At 67.0% G+C, this 18,021-nt stretch carries 13 protein-coding genes; 8 read left to right on the forward strand and 5 right to left on the reverse strand.

Annotated features, from left to right (window positions below; genetic code table 11):
- Positions 1-69: 69 nt before the first annotated feature.
- Positions 70-498 carry an Ig-like domain repeat protein gene (locus tag NY1_RS28075; RefSeq protein WP_067719745.1) on the forward strand — a complete coding sequence of 143 codons (429 nt, stop codon included), beginning with the start codon at positions 70-72 and terminating at the stop codon, positions 496-498.
- Positions 499-574: 76 nt separating this feature from the next.
- Here NY1_RS28075 and NY1_RS28080 read toward each other — a convergent pair whose 3' ends face one another.
- Entirely contained in the window at positions 575-1,102 is a 528-nt protein-coding gene (locus tag NY1_RS28080; protein WP_067719747.1) for a ribonuclease FAU-1 family protein, read from the reverse strand.
- Between the two features lie 347 nt (positions 1,103-1,449).
- On the opposite strand from NY1_RS28080, the gene uvrB reads away from it, so the two are divergent.
- Positions 1,450-3,615, forward strand: a complete 2,166-nt coding sequence (uvrB, locus tag NY1_RS28085) for an excinuclease ABC subunit UvrB (protein WP_067720056.1) — start codon at positions 1,450-1,452, stop codon at positions 3,613-3,615.
- A gap of 120 nt (positions 3,616-3,735) precedes the next feature.
- On the opposite strand, the gene NY1_RS28090 is transcribed toward uvrB, so the two are convergent.
- Positions 3,736-4,212: a VOC family protein gene (locus NY1_RS28090; protein ID WP_067719748.1), complete on the reverse strand. Its 477-nt coding sequence runs from the start codon at positions 4,210-4,212 to the stop codon at positions 3,736-3,738.
- A gap of 55 nt (positions 4,213-4,267) precedes the next feature.
- Here NY1_RS28090 and NY1_RS28095 point away from each other — a divergent pair, with 55 nt between their 5' ends.
- The 3 genes from NY1_RS28095 (at position 4,268) to NY1_RS28105 (ending at position 6,475) form a co-directional block, all read left to right on the forward strand.
- Positions 4,268-5,131: a helix-turn-helix domain-containing protein gene (locus NY1_RS28095; protein WP_067719749.1), complete on the forward strand. Its 864-nt coding sequence runs from the start codon at positions 4,268-4,270 to the stop codon at positions 5,129-5,131.
- Positions 5,132-5,215: 84 nt separating this feature from the next.
- Entirely contained in the window at positions 5,216-5,632 is a 417-nt protein-coding gene (locus NY1_RS28100) for a DoxX family protein (RefSeq protein ID WP_067719752.1), read from the forward strand.
- A gap of 390 nt (positions 5,633-6,022) precedes the next feature.
- On the forward strand, positions 6,023-6,475 hold the full coding sequence (locus NY1_RS28105; protein WP_067719753.1) for a universal stress protein: 453 nt from the start codon (positions 6,023-6,025) through the stop codon (positions 6,473-6,475).
- A 143-nt stretch (positions 6,476-6,618) separates the two neighbouring features.
- Here the strand turns inward: NY1_RS28105 and NY1_RS28110 are convergent, their stop codons facing one another.
- A complete protein-coding gene (locus NY1_RS28110) occupies positions 6,619-8,943 on the reverse strand; it encodes a HelD family protein (RefSeq protein WP_067719755.1) in 2,325 nt (774 codons plus the stop codon).
- Positions 8,944-9,150: 207 nt separating this feature from the next.
- A complete protein-coding gene (locus NY1_RS28115) occupies positions 9,151-10,488 on the reverse strand; it encodes a diguanylate cyclase domain-containing protein (RefSeq protein WP_369690456.1) in 1,338 nt (445 codons plus the stop codon).
- Between the two features lie 173 nt (positions 10,489-10,661).
- Here NY1_RS28115 and NY1_RS28120 point away from each other — a divergent pair, with 173 nt between their 5' ends.
- The gene (locus NY1_RS28120) at positions 10,662-11,858 is read left to right on the forward strand and encodes a beta-ketoacyl synthase N-terminal-like domain-containing protein (RefSeq protein ID WP_233434520.1); all 1,197 of its coding nucleotides are present in this window, start codon (positions 10,662-10,664) and stop codon (positions 11,856-11,858) included.
- Here the strand turns inward: NY1_RS28120 and NY1_RS28125 are convergent.
- The gene (locus NY1_RS28125; protein ID WP_169815406.1) at positions 11,855-13,582 is read right to left on the reverse strand and encodes a sensor histidine kinase; all 1,728 of its coding nucleotides are present in this window, start codon (positions 13,580-13,582) and stop codon (positions 11,855-11,857) included. The two genes, NY1_RS28120 and NY1_RS28125, sit on opposite strands and share 4 nt — an antisense overlap.
- A 302-nt stretch (positions 13,583-13,884) precedes the next feature.
- Here NY1_RS28125 and NY1_RS28130 point away from each other — a divergent pair, with 302 nt between their 5' ends.
- Positions 13,885-14,676 carry a hypothetical protein gene (locus NY1_RS28130; RefSeq protein ID WP_174567228.1) on the forward strand — a complete coding sequence of 264 codons (792 nt, stop codon included), beginning with the start codon at positions 13,885-13,887 and terminating at the stop codon, positions 14,674-14,676.
- Between the two features lie 151 nt (positions 14,677-14,827).
- Positions 14,828-17,896: an excinuclease ABC subunit UvrA gene (gene uvrA, locus NY1_RS28135; protein WP_067719761.1), complete on the forward strand. Its 3,069-nt coding sequence runs from the start codon at positions 14,828-14,830 to the stop codon at positions 17,894-17,896.
- The last annotated feature ends 125 nt before the right edge of the window (positions 17,897-18,021 follow it).

Below are 18,021 nucleotides of genomic sequence, written 5' to 3' on the forward strand. Positions count from 1 at the left end.
TGTATTTCGCTAATGTGCGGCTGACCCGCCGCACCTGGGCGGGGGAGCACAACAAAGGGAAGTACCTGCATGAACGCACAGAAGGCCCGGGTTCGTCGGGTCGGTATGGGGCTGTCCACCTTCGGCGCGCTGACCGCGACCATGGTGCTGGCCGCGCCCCAGGCCGGCGCGTGGGTGGGCAATCTCGAGGTATCGGGCAGTGACCACAAGGTCGGCTGCCAGTACACCCTGACCGCATCGGTCGAGGTGGACCGGTTGTCCACGGTGAAGTTCACCGACAATGGCAAGGACATCCCGGGCAGCCCGGTGTCGCCGTCGTTGCTGAGCAACAAGGTGACCCTGAAGTGGACGCCGGACACCGCCGGATCGCACAAGATCGAGGCGCGGCAGATCCTGATCAGCGACTCCATTACCGTCCAGGTGGGCGCGAGCAGCGGCACCGGCAGCTTCGGCTGCGGCGGCGGACTGGGCGGGCTGATCCCGAGCCTGTCCGGCTAGCCCGGCAAAGTCCTGACCAACGAGAACCGCCCGGGCCGAGCGCAAGACGGTCCGGGCGGTTTTTCGTATTATCCGCTCACAGCCAGGTCAGTGCGATGCCTTTGGTGGCGAACCAGCGATCCACATCGTGACCGCAGCCCGCGATGCCGTCCACCACGTGCGCGGCCCGCTCGATGGCCCGATGGGTGCGCGCGGTGTCGAAGTGACCCGCCGCGTGCGCGGCCAGCAGTTCGTCGATGCCCACCAGTTCGGGGACTCGGCCGGGCCGGGCGACCACGTGCAGGTAGTGCCCCTCGGCCCGCCACTTCTTCGGCTCGACCGGCCCGTAGTTGCCGATATCGAGGTAGTAGGTCTGCCCGCGGTCGTGGCCGGGTCGCAGGTGGTAGACGGTGGCGCGCAGCGACAGCTCCGGTAGCAGCCACGATTCGATGTAGTGGAAGCGCGGGTTGTCCACCAGGCGCTCGACGTACAGGCCCCACGGTTCGGCGTGCAGCCGCTCGACCGGGTGTAGATAGCCGTGGTGATCGGTCCAGGACAGCTCGGCCAGATTGAAGAATTCGAGTCTGGGGCGGTGCGGGGAAGCCGAGTGGTTGGTGCCGCTCATCCGATGGGGGTCCACTCCATTCGTGGAATTGCGCTGTGGCATACGAAGACCGGTCATCGTCACGCCCTTCTCGACTCGTCCGACCAGCCAGATCAGGTTACACCTGCGGGCTGGGAACGGAACCCCTCTGAGCGAAAAGGAATTTCACTGTCATCGGCTCGAAATTTTCGTGAAGTGTGTTGCAAGACGGGATAATTCGGACATTTGTGAACTGATCGGTTTGTTCGATCGGGTGGCGCGCCCGCCGCCGTCCGCCCGGCGCTCCGGAGCGCCCGGTGTGACCGGATGCATACCCTGCCGGCTCGGCCGGGCGGAATCTGTCGGTGGGTCGTCCTAGGCTGGTGAACATGGCTTTCGCAACCGAGGTTCCCGACGACCTGCCGCTGGCGCATTCCGAGCACCGGCCGATCGGCGAGATCGAGCGGCTCGGGGGACAGTTCCAGGTGGTCAGCGACCATGTGCCGGCCGGTGACCAGCCCGCCGCCATCGCCGAACTCGAGCGCCGCATCAAGGCCGGCGAGCGGGATGTGGTGCTGCTCGGCGCGACCGGTACCGGTAAGTCGGCCACCACCGCCTGGCTCATCGAGAAGTTGCAGCGCCCGACCCTGGTCATGGCGCCCAACAAGACACTGGCGGCCCAGCTGGCCAACGAGCTGCGCGAGATGCTGCCGAACAACGCGGTCGAGTACTTCGTCTCGTACTACGACTACTACCAGCCCGAGGCGTACATCGCGCAGACCGACACCTATATCGAGAAGGACAGCTCGGTCAACGACGATGTGGAGCGGCTGCGCCACTCGGCCACCTCGAGCCTGCTCTCGCGCCGCGATGTCGTGGTGGTGGCCTCGGTCTCCTGCATCTACGGCCTCGGCACGCCGCAGTCCTACCTGGACCGTTCGGTCACCCTGGAGGTCGGCGGCGAGATCGACCGGGACCGGCTGCTGCGTTTGCTGGTCGATGTGCAATACACCCGCAACGACATGTCCTTCACCCGCGGTTCCTTCCGGGTGCGCGGCGACACCGTCGAGATCATCCCCTCCTACGAGGAATTGGCGATCCGCATCGAATTCTTCGGTGACGAGGTCGAGGCGCTGTATTACCTGCATCCGCTCACCGGCGATGTGGTGCGCAAGGTGGATATGGTCCGCATTTTCCCGGCCACGCATTATGTCGCCGGTCCCGAACGCATGGAACGCGCGGTGCGCGATATCGAAGCGGAACTCGAGACCCGGCTCGCGGAATTGGAGAAGCAGGGCAAACTACTGGAGGCGCAACGACTTCGGATGCGCACCCAATACGACCTGGAAATGATCAAACAGGTCGGCTTCTGCTCGGGTATCGAGAATTACTCGCGGCATATCGACGGGCGTGGTCCCGGCACCGCGCCGGCCACCCTGCTGGACTATTTCCCCGAGGACTTCCTGCTCGTCATCGACGAATCGCATCAGACGGTGCCGCAGATCGGCGCCATGTACGAAGGCGATATGTCGCGCAAACGGAACCTGGTCGAATTCGGCTTCCGCTTGCCGTCGGCCGTCGACAACCGGCCGCTCACCTGGGAGGAGTTCGCCGACCGGATCGGGCAGACGGTGTACCTGTCGGCCACGCCCGGCCCGTACGAATTGGGCCAGGCGGGCGGCGAATTCGTCGAACAGGTGATCCGCCCGACCGGTCTGGTGGATCCGCACGTGGTGGTGAAGCCGACCAAGGGACAGATCGACGATCTGGTGCACGAGATCCGGCTGCGCACCGAACGGGACGAGCGGGTGCTGGTCACCACGCTCACCAAGAAGATGTCCGAGGATCTCACCGACTATCTGCTCGGGCTGGGCGTGCGGGTGCGATACCTGCATTCGGAGATCGACACCCTGCGCCGAGTGGAATTGCTGCGGCAGCTGCGGCTCGGCGAATACGACGTGCTGGTCGGCATCAACCTGCTCCGGGAGGGTCTCGACCTGCCCGAGGTCTCGCTGGTCGCGATCCTGGACGCCGACAAGGAAGGGTTCCTGCGGTCGGGCACCAGCTTGATCCAGACCATCGGCCGCGCGGCGCGCAATGTGTCCGGTGAGGTCCACATGTACGCGGACAAGATCACCGACTCCATGCGGCACGCCATCGACGAGACCGATCGCCGCCGGGCCCGGCAGATCGCCTACAACGAAGAGCACGGGATCGACCCGAAACCCTTGCGCAAGAAGATCGCCGACATTCTCGACCAGGTGTATCGCGAGGCCGAGGACTCCGAGGTCGAGATCGGCGGTTCCGGCCGCAATGCCAGCCGCGGCCGCCGCGCCCAAGGCGAACCGGGCCGTGCCGTCAGCGCCGGGGTGTACGAGGGCCGCGATATCAAGTCCATGCCGCGCGCCGAACTCGCCGACCTGGTCAAGGACATGACCGAGCAGATGATGAACGCCGCCCGCGAACTCCAGTTCGAGCTCGCGGGCCGACTCCGCGACGAGATCCAGGACCTGAAGAAGGAACTACGCGGCATGGATGCGGCGGGCATTCAGTAGCCGCCTCCCCGAGCCTCCAGCGGGCGGCAGAGTGCCGTTGGCACTTGGCAACCCGTGCCGGCGGCCCGCCACCCGGCCGATTCTGGGCGTACCCGGCGAGTTACCCTCGCCTGCGCCAAATCAGTTGTTGCGTGAGTTGGCCATCCAATCGTTCACTCGGCGCTCGGCCTCTTCGCGTGACACGTCCTCGACGCGGGTCATGACCACCCAGCGGTGACCGAACGGATCCATGACGCGCCCGTAGCGGTCGCCGGTGACGAAGGTCTGCGGCTCGTCCACATAGCGCGCTCCGTTTTCGCGGGCGAGTTTCGCGACCGCGTCGACGTCGGGGCAATAGTGGACGATGCTGGTGTGCACCCAGCCCTCTTCGGGGGCGCGCACGCCCTCGTCGGGCATGGGCATGCCGATCTGAATGGTGGAATCGCCGATCAGCAATTCGGCGTGCGCGGGCTGACCATCGGGAAGGTCATTGCGGCTCACCACCTGCGCGCCGAAGACGGTGGAGTAGAAGTCGATGGCCCGGTTGCCGTCGGGAACGGCCAGGAAGCAGGTGATGGAGTGGTAGTTCTCGGGAATCGGATGCACTGTCTCGCTCATGCCCCCAACTCTCGTCCGGGCCGCCCGCTCGTTCTTGTAAGAAAGCGACACCCCCATGACTGACAGCATTCCCGGCCGGTTCCGGCCGCGCCCGGTCCCGCCGCCGGAAACCGCGAAAGGCATTCTGCGGCCGTGGGAACAGCTCCGCACCGGCAACCACCGCCGGCTCCCGGCGGAGGAGCGGGTGTGCCGCTATGTCGAGTGGTACTGGGCCGTCAACTGGGACCTGCGCGGTATGCCGCCCTACTACGCCGAGGTGCTGCCGTTCCCGGCCGTGAATCTGACCTTCGAACGCGAACACGACCACACCGGCGGCTTCGTCACCGGCGTCTGGAGTACCAAGTACACCCGCGAATTGTCCGAGGAGGGTGAGACATTCGGCGTGAAGTTCCGGGCCGGCGGGTTCGGCGCCTTCACGGGTCTGGACGTCGGCGCGCTCCGCGACACCTCGGTGCCGCTCCTGGAGGTGCTGCCCGCGGCCGCCGGTCTGTCCGAAAGAGTCCTGGCCGAGCCCGAACTCGAGGGCCGGCGCGCCGTGGTCGAGGACTTCCTGGTCGGCGAGTTCGAGCGGCGCGGCGTCGCCGACGACGAGTCCTATCGCCTGGTGCTGCGGATCATCGAAACGATGGAGCAGGACCGCGACCTGACCCGGGTGGATCAGCTCACCACCCTGTTCGACATCCCCATCCGCACCCTGCAACGCCTGTTCCGCCGCTATGTCGGCACCAGCCCGAAAGCGGTGCTGCGCCGCTACCGGCTGCAGGACGGCGCGCACCTGCTGGCGGAGGGCCGCACCACCGATCTGGCCGCGCTGGCGCTCGACCTCGGCTACTTCGACCAGGCGCATTTCACCAACGAGTTCACCAAGGAGATCGGTATGGCTCCGCTGGATTACGCCCGCACCTCGCTACCCTCCTGACAAGATCGAGTATGGGAATAGCCCACCTTCCTGATGAGTTGGTTGCCGTATCACCCAATGGCGGTTTCATCAAAGGAGTGGGCCATGGACGTGCTGGTTTTGATCGGACGAGTGCTGTTCGTCCTGCTGTTCCTCAGCTCCGGCTTCGGCCATATCGCACAGGCCGACGCGATGGCGCAGTACGCGAAGTTCAAGGGCGTGCCCATGCCCAAGCCGGCGGTGCTGGCCTCGGGGGTGCTGCTGATCGCCGGCGGACTGAGCGTTCTGCTCGGCGTCTGGGCCGACCTCGGCGCGCTGCTGCTGTTCGTCTTCCTGCTCCCGACGGCGTTCCTCATGCACGCCTTCTGGAAGGAAACCGATCCGCAGGCCAAGCAGACCGAAATGATCCAGTTCAACAAGGATCTGGCGCTGGCGGGCGCGGCGCTCATGCTGTTCGCCTTCTTCGCCTACGTCGGCACGGATCTCGGATTGACCATCACCGGACCGCTTTTCAGCCTCTGAACCGGCCCCGGATCGGCCGCATCGATGACGGCGTTAGTATTGCCCGTCATCGATCGGCCGAAGGGATAGGGAACGCATGCAGATCCTCAGCGTGATTCTCGGCTGGTTCTGGGCCGACTATCGCTAACGTGTGACGAACCTCCCAGCGCCGCAATAAGGTTCGCGATTTCTGTGCCTTCTCACAATCGTTCGCCTTTTTGCTGGTAGTCAGGGTTGTTCACGGGCCGCTCCGGGAATGTGTCCCGGAGCGGCCGCGCCACGCAAGTGTGATGTGTTGCGATATCGAAAATTTCCGTCGGTTATGCCGCTATTGTCAGGCGAAGTTGCCGCGGTGGTAACCGCACCACGCGGGGGAAACCGTGGCCCCGACCCTTGTACTTGGAGGAGAGAATGACCGCCTACCGGACGATCGTCGTCGGTACCGATGGCTCGGACTCGTCGTACGTCGCCGTCGAGCGGGCCGCGGCTCTGGCCGGCGACGAGGGTGCGACGCTGTACATCGCTTGCGCGTACTACCCGACCGACGACCGCGATGTGGCCGCCGCCGCCGACGTGCTCAAGGACGAGGCCTACCAGGTGCGCGGTTCCGCGCCCACCAGCGAGATCCTGCGCGTGGCCCGGGACAAGGCGACCGCCGCCGGCGCCACCAATATCGTCGAGAAGGCCGTCGTCGGTGAGCCTGTCGAGTCGCTGCTGGGCCTGCTCAAGGAAGTGGAGGCCGATCTGCTCGTGGTCGGCAACCGCGGCCTCAACACCCTCGCCGGCCGCCTGCTGGGTTCCGTCCCGGCCGATGTGGCCCGCAAGTCCCGCGCGGACGTGCTGATCGTGCACACCGTGCGCTGAGCGGGAGGAATTTCGGGGGCAGGCCCCCGAACCCCCTGAAAGCCGAAGAACGAAGCGGCCGTACCCGGTTGGGTACGGCCGCTTCGTCGTTCGAGTGCCGGTCTTCACCCGGCCCGGGGCTCGGGGGCGCGCCCCGAACCCGCTCACCGCAGCCGGTGCAGGACCTCCGGGAGGTCGGCGGTGTGCACGACGGCCAGCCGCTGGGTGGCGCGGGTGAGGGCGACGTAGAGGTCGTTCATACCGCGCGGGGATTCACCCAGGATGCGGTGGGGTTCGGCGAGGATGACGGCGTCGAACTCCAGGCCCTTCACATCGTGGACGGTGAGCACGCGCACCGAATCCCCGTTCAGGTGGCCCAGTTCCGGCATCAGGTCGTGCGGGACGATGACGGTGGTGGTGCCCGGATGGTCGGCCTCGGCGGCCACCAGCCGCTTGATCTCGGTGGACAGTTCGTCCGCGTTCACCCGGTGCGCGGCGGGCTGGAAGCCCGAATCGCGGATGGAGCGCGGAATCGACACGCCCGGGTCGATCTCGGCCAGCACATCGGCGGCGATCGCCATGATCTCCGACGGCGTGCGGTAGTTGACCGTGAGCTCGGTGAGCTTCCACCGCTTGGCCACATACGGTTCCAGGACCTGCTGCCAGGACGACGCCCCGGCCGGATCGCCGGTCTGCGCCACATCCCCGACCGCGGTGATCCAGCGATTGGGGATGCGCCGCATCACCATTCGCCACGCCATTTCCGAAAGCTCCTGCGCCTCATCGACGATGACGTGCCCGTAGGTCCAGGTGCGGTCCCCGGCGGCGCGCTCGGCGGTGGTCTGGCTGGTGCGCACCTGCTGGCGTTCGGCGAGCTGGGAGGCGTCGATCAGGTCGTAGGCCATCAGCAGTTCGGGGTCGAGTTCGTCCTCGAGATCCTGTGGCGCGGAACCGGTCAGGATGTCGAGGGCGTCCTGCGCCTCGGCCAGCTGGGCGCGCCAGCGGCGGCGGGCGCGTTCGCGTTCCTCGGTGTCGTCCACGCCGAGCAGTTCGGCCAGCTCGTCCAGCAGCGGCGCGTCGGCATCACTGAATTCCCCGTGGTCGGGGCGATATAGCTCCTCCCGATCCGCGGCGCTCAGTTGTCCGGCGGCACTGGCGAGCCGCTTCGGGTCGGCCCACAGCCCGGCCAGCACGTCCTGCGGGCTCAGGATCGGCCACAGTCCGGCGATGGCGCGCTGGATATCGGCGTCGGCCCGCATCTCGTCCCGGATCTCGGTGAGATCGGTCTGGCTCAACAGGTTCCGCCCGCCCAGCGGATTGGCCCCGATGGCCTGCGCCAGCTGATCGGTGAGCGCGTCCACCACGCCCGCCGCGAACACCGGCCGCGCCAGATTGTGCGGCCGCCGCGAGGACCGGGCCCGCCCGCGCGCCTTGGTGACGATCTTGCGGTCCAGGGTGAGGTCGTGTCCGTCGAAGTGCAGCCGGATCGGCTCGGACGGCACCTCCTGCCAGTCCCGCACGCCCTTCTTCAGCACCTCGAGCATGTCCAGGGAACCCTTGAGCTCGCCCGCGCGCAGCGAATCCTCCAGCGTCGCTTGCACTCCCGGATACAGATTGCCGATGGTCGACAACAGCACCCCGGTCTCGCCCAGCGACGGCAGCACCTGCCCGATGTAGTCGAGGAAGGTCGAATTGGGTCCGATGATGAGCACGCCGGCTTTGTCCAGCTGCTGCCGGTAGGTGTACAGCAGGTAGGCCGCGCGATGCAGCGCCACCGCGGTCTTCCCGGTGCCCGGGCCGCCCTGCACCACCAGCACGCTCTTGTGCTCGGAGCGAATGATGGCGTCCTGCTCGGACTGGATGGTCTCGACGATGTCGTTCATATGCCCGGTGCGGGCGGCATTGAGCGCGGACAGCAGCGCGCTCTCGCTGCCGACGCCGCTGTCGTCGTTCACCACGCCGTCGCGGCGGGCGGCATCCAGGTCGAGGTATTCGTCGTTGACCGCGGTCACCTTGCGATTGCGCGAACGAATATGGCGGCGGCGGGTCACCCCGTCCGGCGCGGCGGTGGTGGCGAGATAGAACGGGCGGGCCAGCGGCGCACGCCAATCGAGCAGCAACGTCTCGTAATCGGCGGACTCGTCGAGAATGCCGATACGCCCGATATAGCGGTAATCGCCGCTGCCATTGCTGCCGTTGGCTTCGGCGGGCGACCCGTCGCCGCTGACGCCATCGGCCAGGTCGATGCGCCCGAAGCACAGACCGTGTTCGGCCGCATCGTATTTCGACAGATCCTCCGAGTAGAGCTGCGTGTACGACTCACGCTCACTACGCGCCTGCGGCGTGCCACCCGTCTCCAGCAACACGGTCTTCAACCGCCGCTGCGCGTACGCGCGCATACCGTCCAACTGCTGATAAAGCTTCGTCAGATACTGCTGTTCACGCTCCAGATCCGGGGATTCCGCCGGAGCGGGATCGGACGCGGACACAGGGCGCTCCTCAGTCAGGTCGGGCAAAACGGAACTCCTTGATCACCACGTCTGTCGCGTGCGCACGACTCGCGAACCATCGAAGAACAGAGTTGTCGATTCTAGTTCGCGAATCGCGCCGCTGCCGTATCCGCAGGTAAACGTGATGGTGGCAACTCCACGACCGCCACTCGCATACCCGCTGACCAGCCGTGCAACCGTCCGGTTTCAGGAAGCGTGGGTGCTGTCGGTGCGTCGGATGAGCTTCCCGCTGTCACGGTGATTGGGCGGTTTGGCGCGGTACATGGCGATATCCGCGTCGTGCAGCACCGCCTCCGGCGTGCGCGTCTCACCCGACCCCAGGCGCGTGATGCCGATCGAGGCGTTCACCTGGATCCGATGCCCGCGCGCGATGATCGGCTCGGCCATGGCCTGCTGCAAGCGCCCGGTCAGCAGGGCCAGATCCTCGTCACTGGTCCGCCCCGACAGCAGCACCAGGAATTCGTCGCCGCCGATCCGCCCCACCACATCGTCGGACCGCAGCCCGCGCTGCAACCGCTGCGCCACGATCTGCAACACCGTGTCGCCGATGGCATGCCCGAGCGTGTCGTTGATGGCCTTGAACCCGTCCAGGTCGATGAACATGACCGTCGACACCGGCAATGCCTCGGTGGTGCCCAGCGCGGCGGCCAGCCGTGACAGCACCAGCGACCGATTGGCCAGCCCGGTCAGCGGATCGTGCGTGGCCTGGTACTCCAATTGCCTTCGGCTGGCCCGGAATTCGGTGATGTCGTTGAACGAGGACACGGTGGGGGAGTTGGGGTCGGCCGGATTCAGCACCCGGCAACTGGTGGACAGCCAGCGGCGTTGCCCGTCGGGCCGGTCCACGCCGAAGACGAAGCGGGTCACGGCTTCTCCGGTCGCCATGGTGCGCACGATCGGGTACTGGTCGGCCGGCAGCGGCTGAGCATTGGCATCCAGCAGCGACAGCGGCAGTTCGGTGTACGGCACGCCGATCAGATCGGGCCCGTTCCAGCCGAAGATGCGCAGCGCCGCCGGATTGATGGATTCGATCTTCCCGCTCCGGCTGATCACCACCACGCCCTCCTCCAGCTGCGAGACCACGGTGGTGAAGAACTGCTCGGCGCGCCGCTGGGCCGCCTCGGCCCGGCGCTGCGCGGTCAGATCGTGCAGCACCACCTGATAGGCCAGCCGGTCGTGCCAGGCGGTGAGCACGGAAACGGTCTCCACGTCCACGGTGCCGCCGTCGCAGCGCAACAGCGTCATCTCGGCGGGTTCGGAGGCGGTTCCGGTGATGGTGAGCCGGCGAATGCGATCCAGCATCCCCGGCAGCGAGGCCGGGTCCACGAAAATGGTGACCGGCTGCCCGATGATCTCCTCGGCCGATCCGGCGGCCAGCATCCGCACGGTCGCCGGGTTGGCGTAGACCACTCTGCCGCGCTCGTGGACGACTACGCCATCGGGGCTGTAGTCGACCAGGGACCGGTAACGCTGGGCCAGTTGCTCGGCATCGGTCGGGGCGTTTGCCCGATCGTTACCCACCACCACTTGCACCCCCTGATCGTCATTGCGACATGTCGTTGGAGCACGGCACCAAATTGTTGTCGGAGCGATTGCTGGCACATCGCGCCGAGGGTATTGAATGAATCACAGTTCCGCACAGCATCGGCCCGAGAGTGGTGATCATTACGGGCACCGGATCGAGAAGGAGCGATGCAATGCCTGGCACCATCCCCAACCCGCCCACCGCTGAGCAGCACCAAGATCATATGACCATTGCCGGAATCGGCGCCGTCACCGGGTACGGGTGGGGCCGGGAAACCCTCTGGGAAGGTTTGCTGAGCGGTAAGCCAGCGGCCCGGCTCTATCCAGGGTACGGGCCGGAACGGGATCGGCACGGCTGGGTTGCCCGCGTGCCGGACGGCGGTGATCCGGAACTCGGCCCGAGCCGGTATGTGCGCGCGGTCATGCAGTCGGCCCGCGAGGCCGTCGCCGATGCCCGCGCCCGCGGCTGGCGGCAGGGCCGCACGGTCGGCCTGCTGCACGCCATCGTGCTGGGCAATGTGTACGAATGGCGGGACTTCTACGTGGTGGACGGGGCGCGCCGGCGTTCGCGCGACTATCTGCGGCTGCTGCCCTCCACCCCGGTGTCGATGCTGATGAGCGAGTTCGGTTTCCACGGGCCGTCGATGAATGTCACCGCGGCCTGCTCCTCGGCCAATGTGGCATTGCTCACCGCGCAGCTGTGGCTGGCCCAGGGTTTCGCCGACGATGTGATCGTGGTCGCCACCGATCTGTCCGCCACCCCGGACATGGTGGAGCCCTTCGTCGCGCTCGGCGCGGCCGTCGACGACACCGATCCCCTCGACGCCTGCCGCCCGTTCCAGGAAGGCAGCCGCGGCTTCGGATTCGGCGAGGCGTCCACGGCTTTCGTGGTGACCCGCGAGGCCGACGATCCGTATGTGGCGGTGCTCGGCGGCGGCATGTCCAACGACGGCTACCACGTGATCTCGGTGGAGCCGTCCTACGAGCAGATCTTCGACTGCGTGCGCCGCGCCCTGGCCAATGCCGATGTGCGGCCGGAGGAAGTGGCTTACCTGAACACGCACGGTTCCGGCACCCAGCAGTGCGATGACGCCGAAACCGCTTTGCTGGCAGCGCTGTTCGACAACAACCCGCAGGTGGTCGCCACCAAACCCTTGACCGGGCACTGCCAGGCGGCCGCGGCGGGCGTGGAGGTGGCGGCCATCGCCATGGGTTACGAGCGCGGTCTGGTGGTGTCCTCGCCGATCGTCGCGCCCGCGCACGCCCGGCTGGTCGACGGCGTGGCGCCGCATGCCGGGGGCATCACGGTGAAGACGGCGCTCGGTATGGGCGGCCACAATTCGGCGCTGGTGCTCGGCCCGATCGGTTAGTGCAGCGGCACCGACCAGTGCAGTTTCGTCCCGGTCTCCTCGCCGTCGGCGTCGCGGCGCGGGTACACGGCCAGCCGTCCGCCCGATTCCTCCGCCCGCCGGGCGAGATTGGTCAGCCCGCTGGGCGTGATGTCGTCCGGGATGCCGCAGCCGTCGTCGGCCACCAGAATGGTGAGATCGTCGGCCACCCCGATATCGATGGTGATGGTGCCCGCCCCCGAATGCCGCACGGCATTGCTGACCGCTTCGCGCACAACGGCTTCGGCATGATCGGCGAGGCTGGGTTCCACCACCGACAGCGGCCCGGTGATGTGCATGAGGGCGCGGATCTCGGTATTGGTGGTCTGCTGTTTGACCGCGCGCTCGATGCGCTGGCGTAGTCGCGTGGAATGCCCGTCGCCGCCGTGCAGGTCGAAGATCGAGGTGCGGATCTCCTCCACCACGTCCTGCAGATCGTTGATGGTGTCGGAAAGCCGTTGCCGCACTTCGGGCACCCGGGCGCGTGGGACGGTGCCCTGCAGCGAGAGCCCGATGGCGAACAGCCGCTGGATCACGTGATCGTGCAGGTCGCGGGCGATGCGGTCGCGATCGGTGAGGATGTCGAGCTCGCGCATGCGCCGCTGCGCCACCGCCAATTGCATGGCCAGCGCGGCCTGATCGGTGAACGCGCCGATCAATTCCACCAATTCGTCGGAGTAGGGCATGGATTCGGCGGTGCGCAGCGTGATCAGCACGCCCAGCGTGGAGTCCGGGGTGTGCAGCGGCAGCACCAGCGCGGGACCGAGATCGGGGATGAACCGGCCCAGATCCACCTGTTTGGCATCGTCGAAACGCAAAGGGGTGCGGGTGTTCAGCGCCTGGCCGACCGCGGTGCCGGTGGTACGCACGGTCGGGTTGGCGGGATCCTCGCCCGGCCCGGACCATTGCGCCACCACCAGTTCGGTGACCTCCTCCGGCGGCGCGTCCGGATCGGGCACCACGGCCAGCAGCGCGCGCTGCGAGGCGGTGAGTTCCCGGGCGTGCTCCACCACGTGGGCCAGCACCTGATTGGGTTCGGTGCCGGCCAGGAACTCGGTGGCGATATCGCGGGTCGCCTCGATCCAGGCCTGCCGGGTGCGCGCGGATTCGTAGAGCCGCGCATTGTCCACCGCGATACCGGCCGCGGCGGCCAGCGCCTGCAACAGCACCTCGTCGTCCTCGGTGAACGGATGTCCGCCGGATTTCTCGGTGAGATACAGGTTTCCGAACACCTCGCCGCGAATCCGCACCGGCACGCCCAGGAAACTGCGCATGGGCGGATGATGCCGGGGGAAGCCGACCGAGGCCGGATGCCGGGCGAGATCGTCCAGCCGGATCGGCTCCGGCGTGCTCAGCAGCAGGCCCAGCACCCCGTGGCCCTGCGGCAGATCGCCGATCAGCGTGCGGGTCCGCTCGTCGATGCCGTGATAGATGAACTGGGCCAGTTTGTCGTGCCCGCGCACCCCGAGCGCGCCGTAGCGGGCGTCGACCAGTCCGGTGGCGGCCCGCACGATGGTTTGCAGGGTCTGGTCCAGATCGAGGCCGGAGGTCACCGCCAGCATGGCTTCGACCAGCCCGTCGATACGGTCGCGAGCGTCGATGATCTGCTCTACCCGGTCCTTCACCTCGGTGAGCAATTCGCGTAATCGCAGCTGCGACAGCGTTTCACGCACTGAGTAGGGACCGGTGCGTGGGGTGTCGTGCATGGTTGTCCTGCTGTCCGGCGGAGGCGCACACGGCATCGGGTATTTTACGGCCCACCCGATTGCCGGATGGTTGTTCTGTCGAACGTGACTGTCCCACAGCCGGTTTGCGGCGCGGCAACTATTTGCCAACCTTTTACCGGAATGATTTCCCGGAAAGTGGTCCGGATTGGGACTTTCGGCACTGTCGGCGTGGCACCCCCGCGTGATGGCATGAATGCGGGTTGCCGGGTCGGGAAACGGGAAGTGGGTCGGCTATGGGCGCGTCGGAAGTGTGGTCGAGTGGGATCGATCCGGATTTCGTCGTGACCACACGCGGACCCGTTCCACCCGCCGAGGTGACCCGACTGGTGCGCGGCCTCGGCCGGATCCTGCGCCGGCACGGGCTGGACGGACCCGTCAGGGCCCGCCTCGACTGGCCCGGTACCGAGGGCGAAACCACCTTGGTACAAGCCGGAATCCGGGCGCTGGGGAAGGCGTACCGGGTTCAGGTCGCCGGGCCGGGACGGTTTGCGACCACGTTCGCGTTGGAACGCCTTGACCTGCGACTGGGCTGCCCACCGGACGAAACGTCCCGGCCCTGGCCGGACCCGGCACGACCGGACCTGGGTGTGGTGAGCGCGCCCAGTCCGATTGTGCGCCGCAAGGATTGCCTACTACAGGTGTCCACGCCCACCGCCGCCGCCAAGGTGCTCGATGCCCTGGACTACGACGCGCACCTGTTCACCGACGCCGACTCCGGATTGGACGCGGTGGTGTGCTGGGCCGGCGCCGGGGCGGTGCGCACGCTGCGCCAGCACCGGGATCCGGTGCCGGTGCTGCTCGAGGACGAAGCCGCCGCGGTGCTGTGCGGGGGCGGGCTGCCGTATCTGTTCTTCACCGATCCGGATACCTTGCGCGGGCGGTTGCTCTACCGCCGGTTCGACGGCGACCTGACCCTGGTCACCGCCGCCGACGCGGCGGAGCGCCCGCGCGAACGGGCGCTCGCGCCCCGGGCCATCACCACCGGATGCGTGCGCCGGCCGCTGCCGGAGCTACCCAGCGCGATCGGCGCGACCGAGAACCTGGCCGAGCCCGCGTATCCGAAAGCGGTGTGACGCCCGCCCCAGCGCGGTGCGCGTCTCGGGTGCGATCGAAATAAACACGCTTTGACCAGCGTTGAGGCTGCTTGAACCGAACTTGTCGGTGGGCACGCCTAGCATGGCGTCGGGGGTAGTTCTGGATGCCGAAACGTTGGAAGGACGGCTAGTGGCGGATCGCCTTACGGTGCGCGGAGCACGGGAGCACAACCTCAAAGGGGTCGATCTCGACCTACCCCGTGACAGCCTCATCGTATTCACCGGTTTGTCCGGGTCGGGCAAATCCTCGCTGGCCTTCGACACCATTTTCGCGGAAGGCCAGCGCCGCTACGTCGAATCGCTGTCCGCCTACGCGCGCCAGTTCCTCGGGCAGATGGACAAGCCGGACGTGGACTTCATCGAGGGCCTGTCCCCGGCGGTGTCCATCGACCAGAAGTCGACCAACCGCAATCCGCGCTCCACGGTCGGCACCATCACCGAGGTCTACGACTATCTGCGCCTGCTGTTCGCGCGCGCGGGCATTCCGCACTGCCCGACCTGTGGTCACCTCATCGAGAAGCAGACCCCGCAGCAGATCGTGGACCAGGTGCTCGCCATGGAGGAGGGCATCAAGTTCCAGGTGCTCGCGCCGGTGGTGCGCACCCGCAAGGGCGAATTCGTCGATCTCTTCGACCAGCTGCACTCGCAGGGCTACTCCCGCGTCCGGGTGGACGGCGTGGTGTATCCGCTGACCGACCCGCCCAAGCTGAAGAAGCAGGAGAAGCACGATGTCGAGGTGGTCGTGGACCGCCTCGCCGTGAAGCCCAGTTCCAAACAGCGCCTGACGGATTCGATCGAGACCGCGCTGCGGCTGGCCGACGGCATCGTGGTGCTGGACTTCGTGGATCGCGACGAGCACGCGCACGACCGCGAGCGGCGTTTCTCCGAGCGGCTGGCCTGCCCGAACGGGCACCCCCTCGATATCGAGGATCTGGAACCGCGCTCGTTCTCCTTCAACTCGCCCTACGGCGCCTGCCCGGACTGCACCGGTCTCGGCATTCGCAAGGAAGTCGATCCCGATCTCGTCGTGCCGGACCCGGAGCTGAGCCTGGCCGACGGGGCCATCGCGCCGTGGTCGCGCGGGCAGACCGCCGAGTACTTCACGCGCCTGCTGTCCGGTCTGGCCGAAGCCATCGGTTTCAGCATGGACACCCCCTGGCAGGATCTGCCCGCCAAGGCCCGGAAGGCCGTGCTGGAGGGCAGTTCCGAACAGGTCCACGTTTCCTATACCAACCGGTACGGCCGGAAGCGTTCCTACTACGCCGATTTCGAAGGCGTCATGCCCTTCCTGCAGCGGCGCATGGATGCCACCGAATCCGAGGCCATGAAGGAGCACTACGACGGGTACATGCGGGATATCCCGTGCCCCGTCTGCAATGGTGCGCGCCTGCGCCCGGAGATCCTGGCCGTCACCCTGGCCTCGCGCGGCGGGCACAAGTCCATCGCCGAACTGTCGGACCTGTCCATCGGCGAGGCCGCGGACTTCCTGAACTCGCTGACCCTGGACGAGCGGCAGGCCGCCATCGCCGCCCAGGTGATCAAGGAGATCCAGGCCCGCCTGGGCTTCCTGCTGGACGTCGGCCTGCAATACCTGACCCTGTCGCGCGCGGCCGCCACCCTCTCCGGCGGCGAAGCGCAGCGCATCCGGCTCGCCACCCAGATCGGTTCCGGACTGGTCGGCGTGCTGTACGTATTGGACGAGCCGTCCATCGGCCTGCACCAGCGCGACAACCGGCGGCTCATCGAAACCCTCACGCGGCTCAAGAGTCTCGGCAACACCCTCATCGTGGTCGAACACGACGAGGACACCATTCACGCCTCGGACTGGGTGGTCGACATCGGCCCGCTCGCCGGTGAGCACGGCGGTCAGGTGGTGTACTCCGGACCGTACGAAGGACTGCTGAAGGATCAGCGATCCCTCACCGGCGCATACCTTTCCGGGCGCGAACGCATCGAGGTCCCGATGGTGCGGCGGCCGCTGGACAAGAAGAAGCAGCTCACCGTGGTCGGCGCGGTCGAGCACAATCTGCGCGGCATCGACGTGAGCTTCCCGCTGGGCGTGCTCACCGCGGTCACCGGCGTCTCCGGATCCGGTAAGTCCACGCTGGTCAACGACATTCTCGCGACCGTGCTGGCGAACAAGCTGAACGGCGCGCGCCAGGTCCCCGGCCGGCACACCCGGGTGAACGGGCTCGACCATCTGGACAAACTGGTCCAGGTCGATCAGTCGCCCATCGGCCGCACCCCGCGCTCCAACCCGGCCACCTACACCGGCGTCTTCGACAAGATCCGCACCCTGTTCGCGGCCACCACCGAGGCCAAGGTGCGCGGCTACCAGCCCGGCCGCTTCTCCTTCAATGTGAAGGGCGGCCGCTGCGAAGCCTGCTCCGGCGACGGCACTTTGAAGATCGAGATGAACTTCCTGCCGGACGTCTACGTCCCCTGCGAGGTCTGTCACGGGGCGCGGTACAACCGCGAAACCCTGGAAGTCCACTACAAGGGCAAGACCATCGCCGAAGTCCTGGACATGCCCATCGAGGAGGCGGCCGACTTCTTCGAACCGGTGACCTCCATCCACCGCTACCTCAAGACCCTGGTGGACGTCGGCCTGGGCTACGTGCGCCTGGGCCAGTCCGCGCCGACCCTGTCCGGCGGTGAGGCCCAGCGCGTCAAGCTGGCCGCCGAACTGCAGAAGCGCTCCACCGGCCGCACCGTCTACATCCTCGACGAGCCCACCACCGGCCTGCACTTCGAGGACATCCGCAAGCTGCTGACCGTCATCAACGGCCTGGTGGACAAGGGCAATACGGTCATCGTCATCGAGCACAACCTGGATGTCATCAAGACCTCCGACTGGGTCATCGACATGGGCCCCGAAGGCGGTTCCGGCGGCGGCATGGTCATCGCCCAGGGCACCCCGGAAGACGTTGCCGCCGTGGCGGAAAGCTATACCGGCCAGTTCCTGAAGGAAGTCCTGGACGCCCCGCCGGCGTCCGCGCCCGCCGCGAAGACCCCGGCCAAGAAGGCGGTCGCCAAGAAGACCGCCGCCAAGGCCGCCACCCCGGCGGACGCGTCGGCCAACGGTTCGACCGCCAAGAAGTCGACCGCGAAAAAGACCGCCGCACCGAAGGATCCGGACCAGGCGGCTGCGGCGAAGAAGGCCGCAGCGGCCCGCCGGAAGGCTGCCGCCCTGCGCTGACAACGCCCCTCCGTCATTCCGGCGTGCTTTTGGCCGGAATCCACATGGTTCGCTGGGGTGTGGATCCCGGCTGAACCCATGCCGGGATGACGAAGGGGCCACACGGAGTCACTCCGACCGACAAT

This window comes from Nocardia yamanashiensis NBRC 100130 (assembly GCF_001613325.1).
Lineage (GTDB): Bacteria > Actinomycetota > Actinomycetes > Mycobacteriales > Mycobacteriaceae > Nocardia > Nocardia yamanashiensis.

Bases quoted from the DNA above. Each gene is read 5' to 3' on its own strand.
- NY1_RS28120 (WP_233434520.1), top strand. From the start codon at position 10,662: ATGCCTGGCACCATCCCCAACCCGCCCACCGCTGAGCAGCACCAAGAT.
- NY1_RS28100 (WP_067719752.1), top strand. From the start codon at position 5,216: ATGGACGTGCTGGTTTTGATCGGACGAGTGCTGTTCGTCCTGCTGTTC.
- uvrB (WP_067720056.1), top strand. From the start codon at position 1,450: ATGGCTTTCGCAACCGAGGTTCCCGACGACCTGCCGCTGGCGCATTCC.
- NY1_RS28125 (WP_169815406.1), bottom strand. From the start codon at position 13,582: ATGCACGACACCCCACGCACCGGTCCCTACTCAGTGCGTGAAACGCTG.
- NY1_RS28105 (WP_067719753.1), top strand. From the start codon at position 6,023: ATGACCGCCTACCGGACGATCGTCGTCGGTACCGATGGCTCGGACTCG.
- NY1_RS28090 (WP_067719748.1), bottom strand. From the start codon at position 4,212: ATGAGCGAGACAGTGCATCCGATTCCCGAGAACTACCACTCCATCACC.
- NY1_RS28080 (WP_067719747.1), bottom strand. From the start codon at position 1,102: ATGAGCGGCACCAACCACTCGGCTTCCCCGCACCGCCCCAGACTCGAA.
- NY1_RS28095 (WP_067719749.1), top strand. From the start codon at position 4,268: ATGACTGACAGCATTCCCGGCCGGTTCCGGCCGCGCCCGGTCCCGCCG.
- NY1_RS28075 (WP_067719745.1), top strand. From the start codon at position 70: ATGAACGCACAGAAGGCCCGGGTTCGTCGGGTCGGTATGGGGCTGTCC.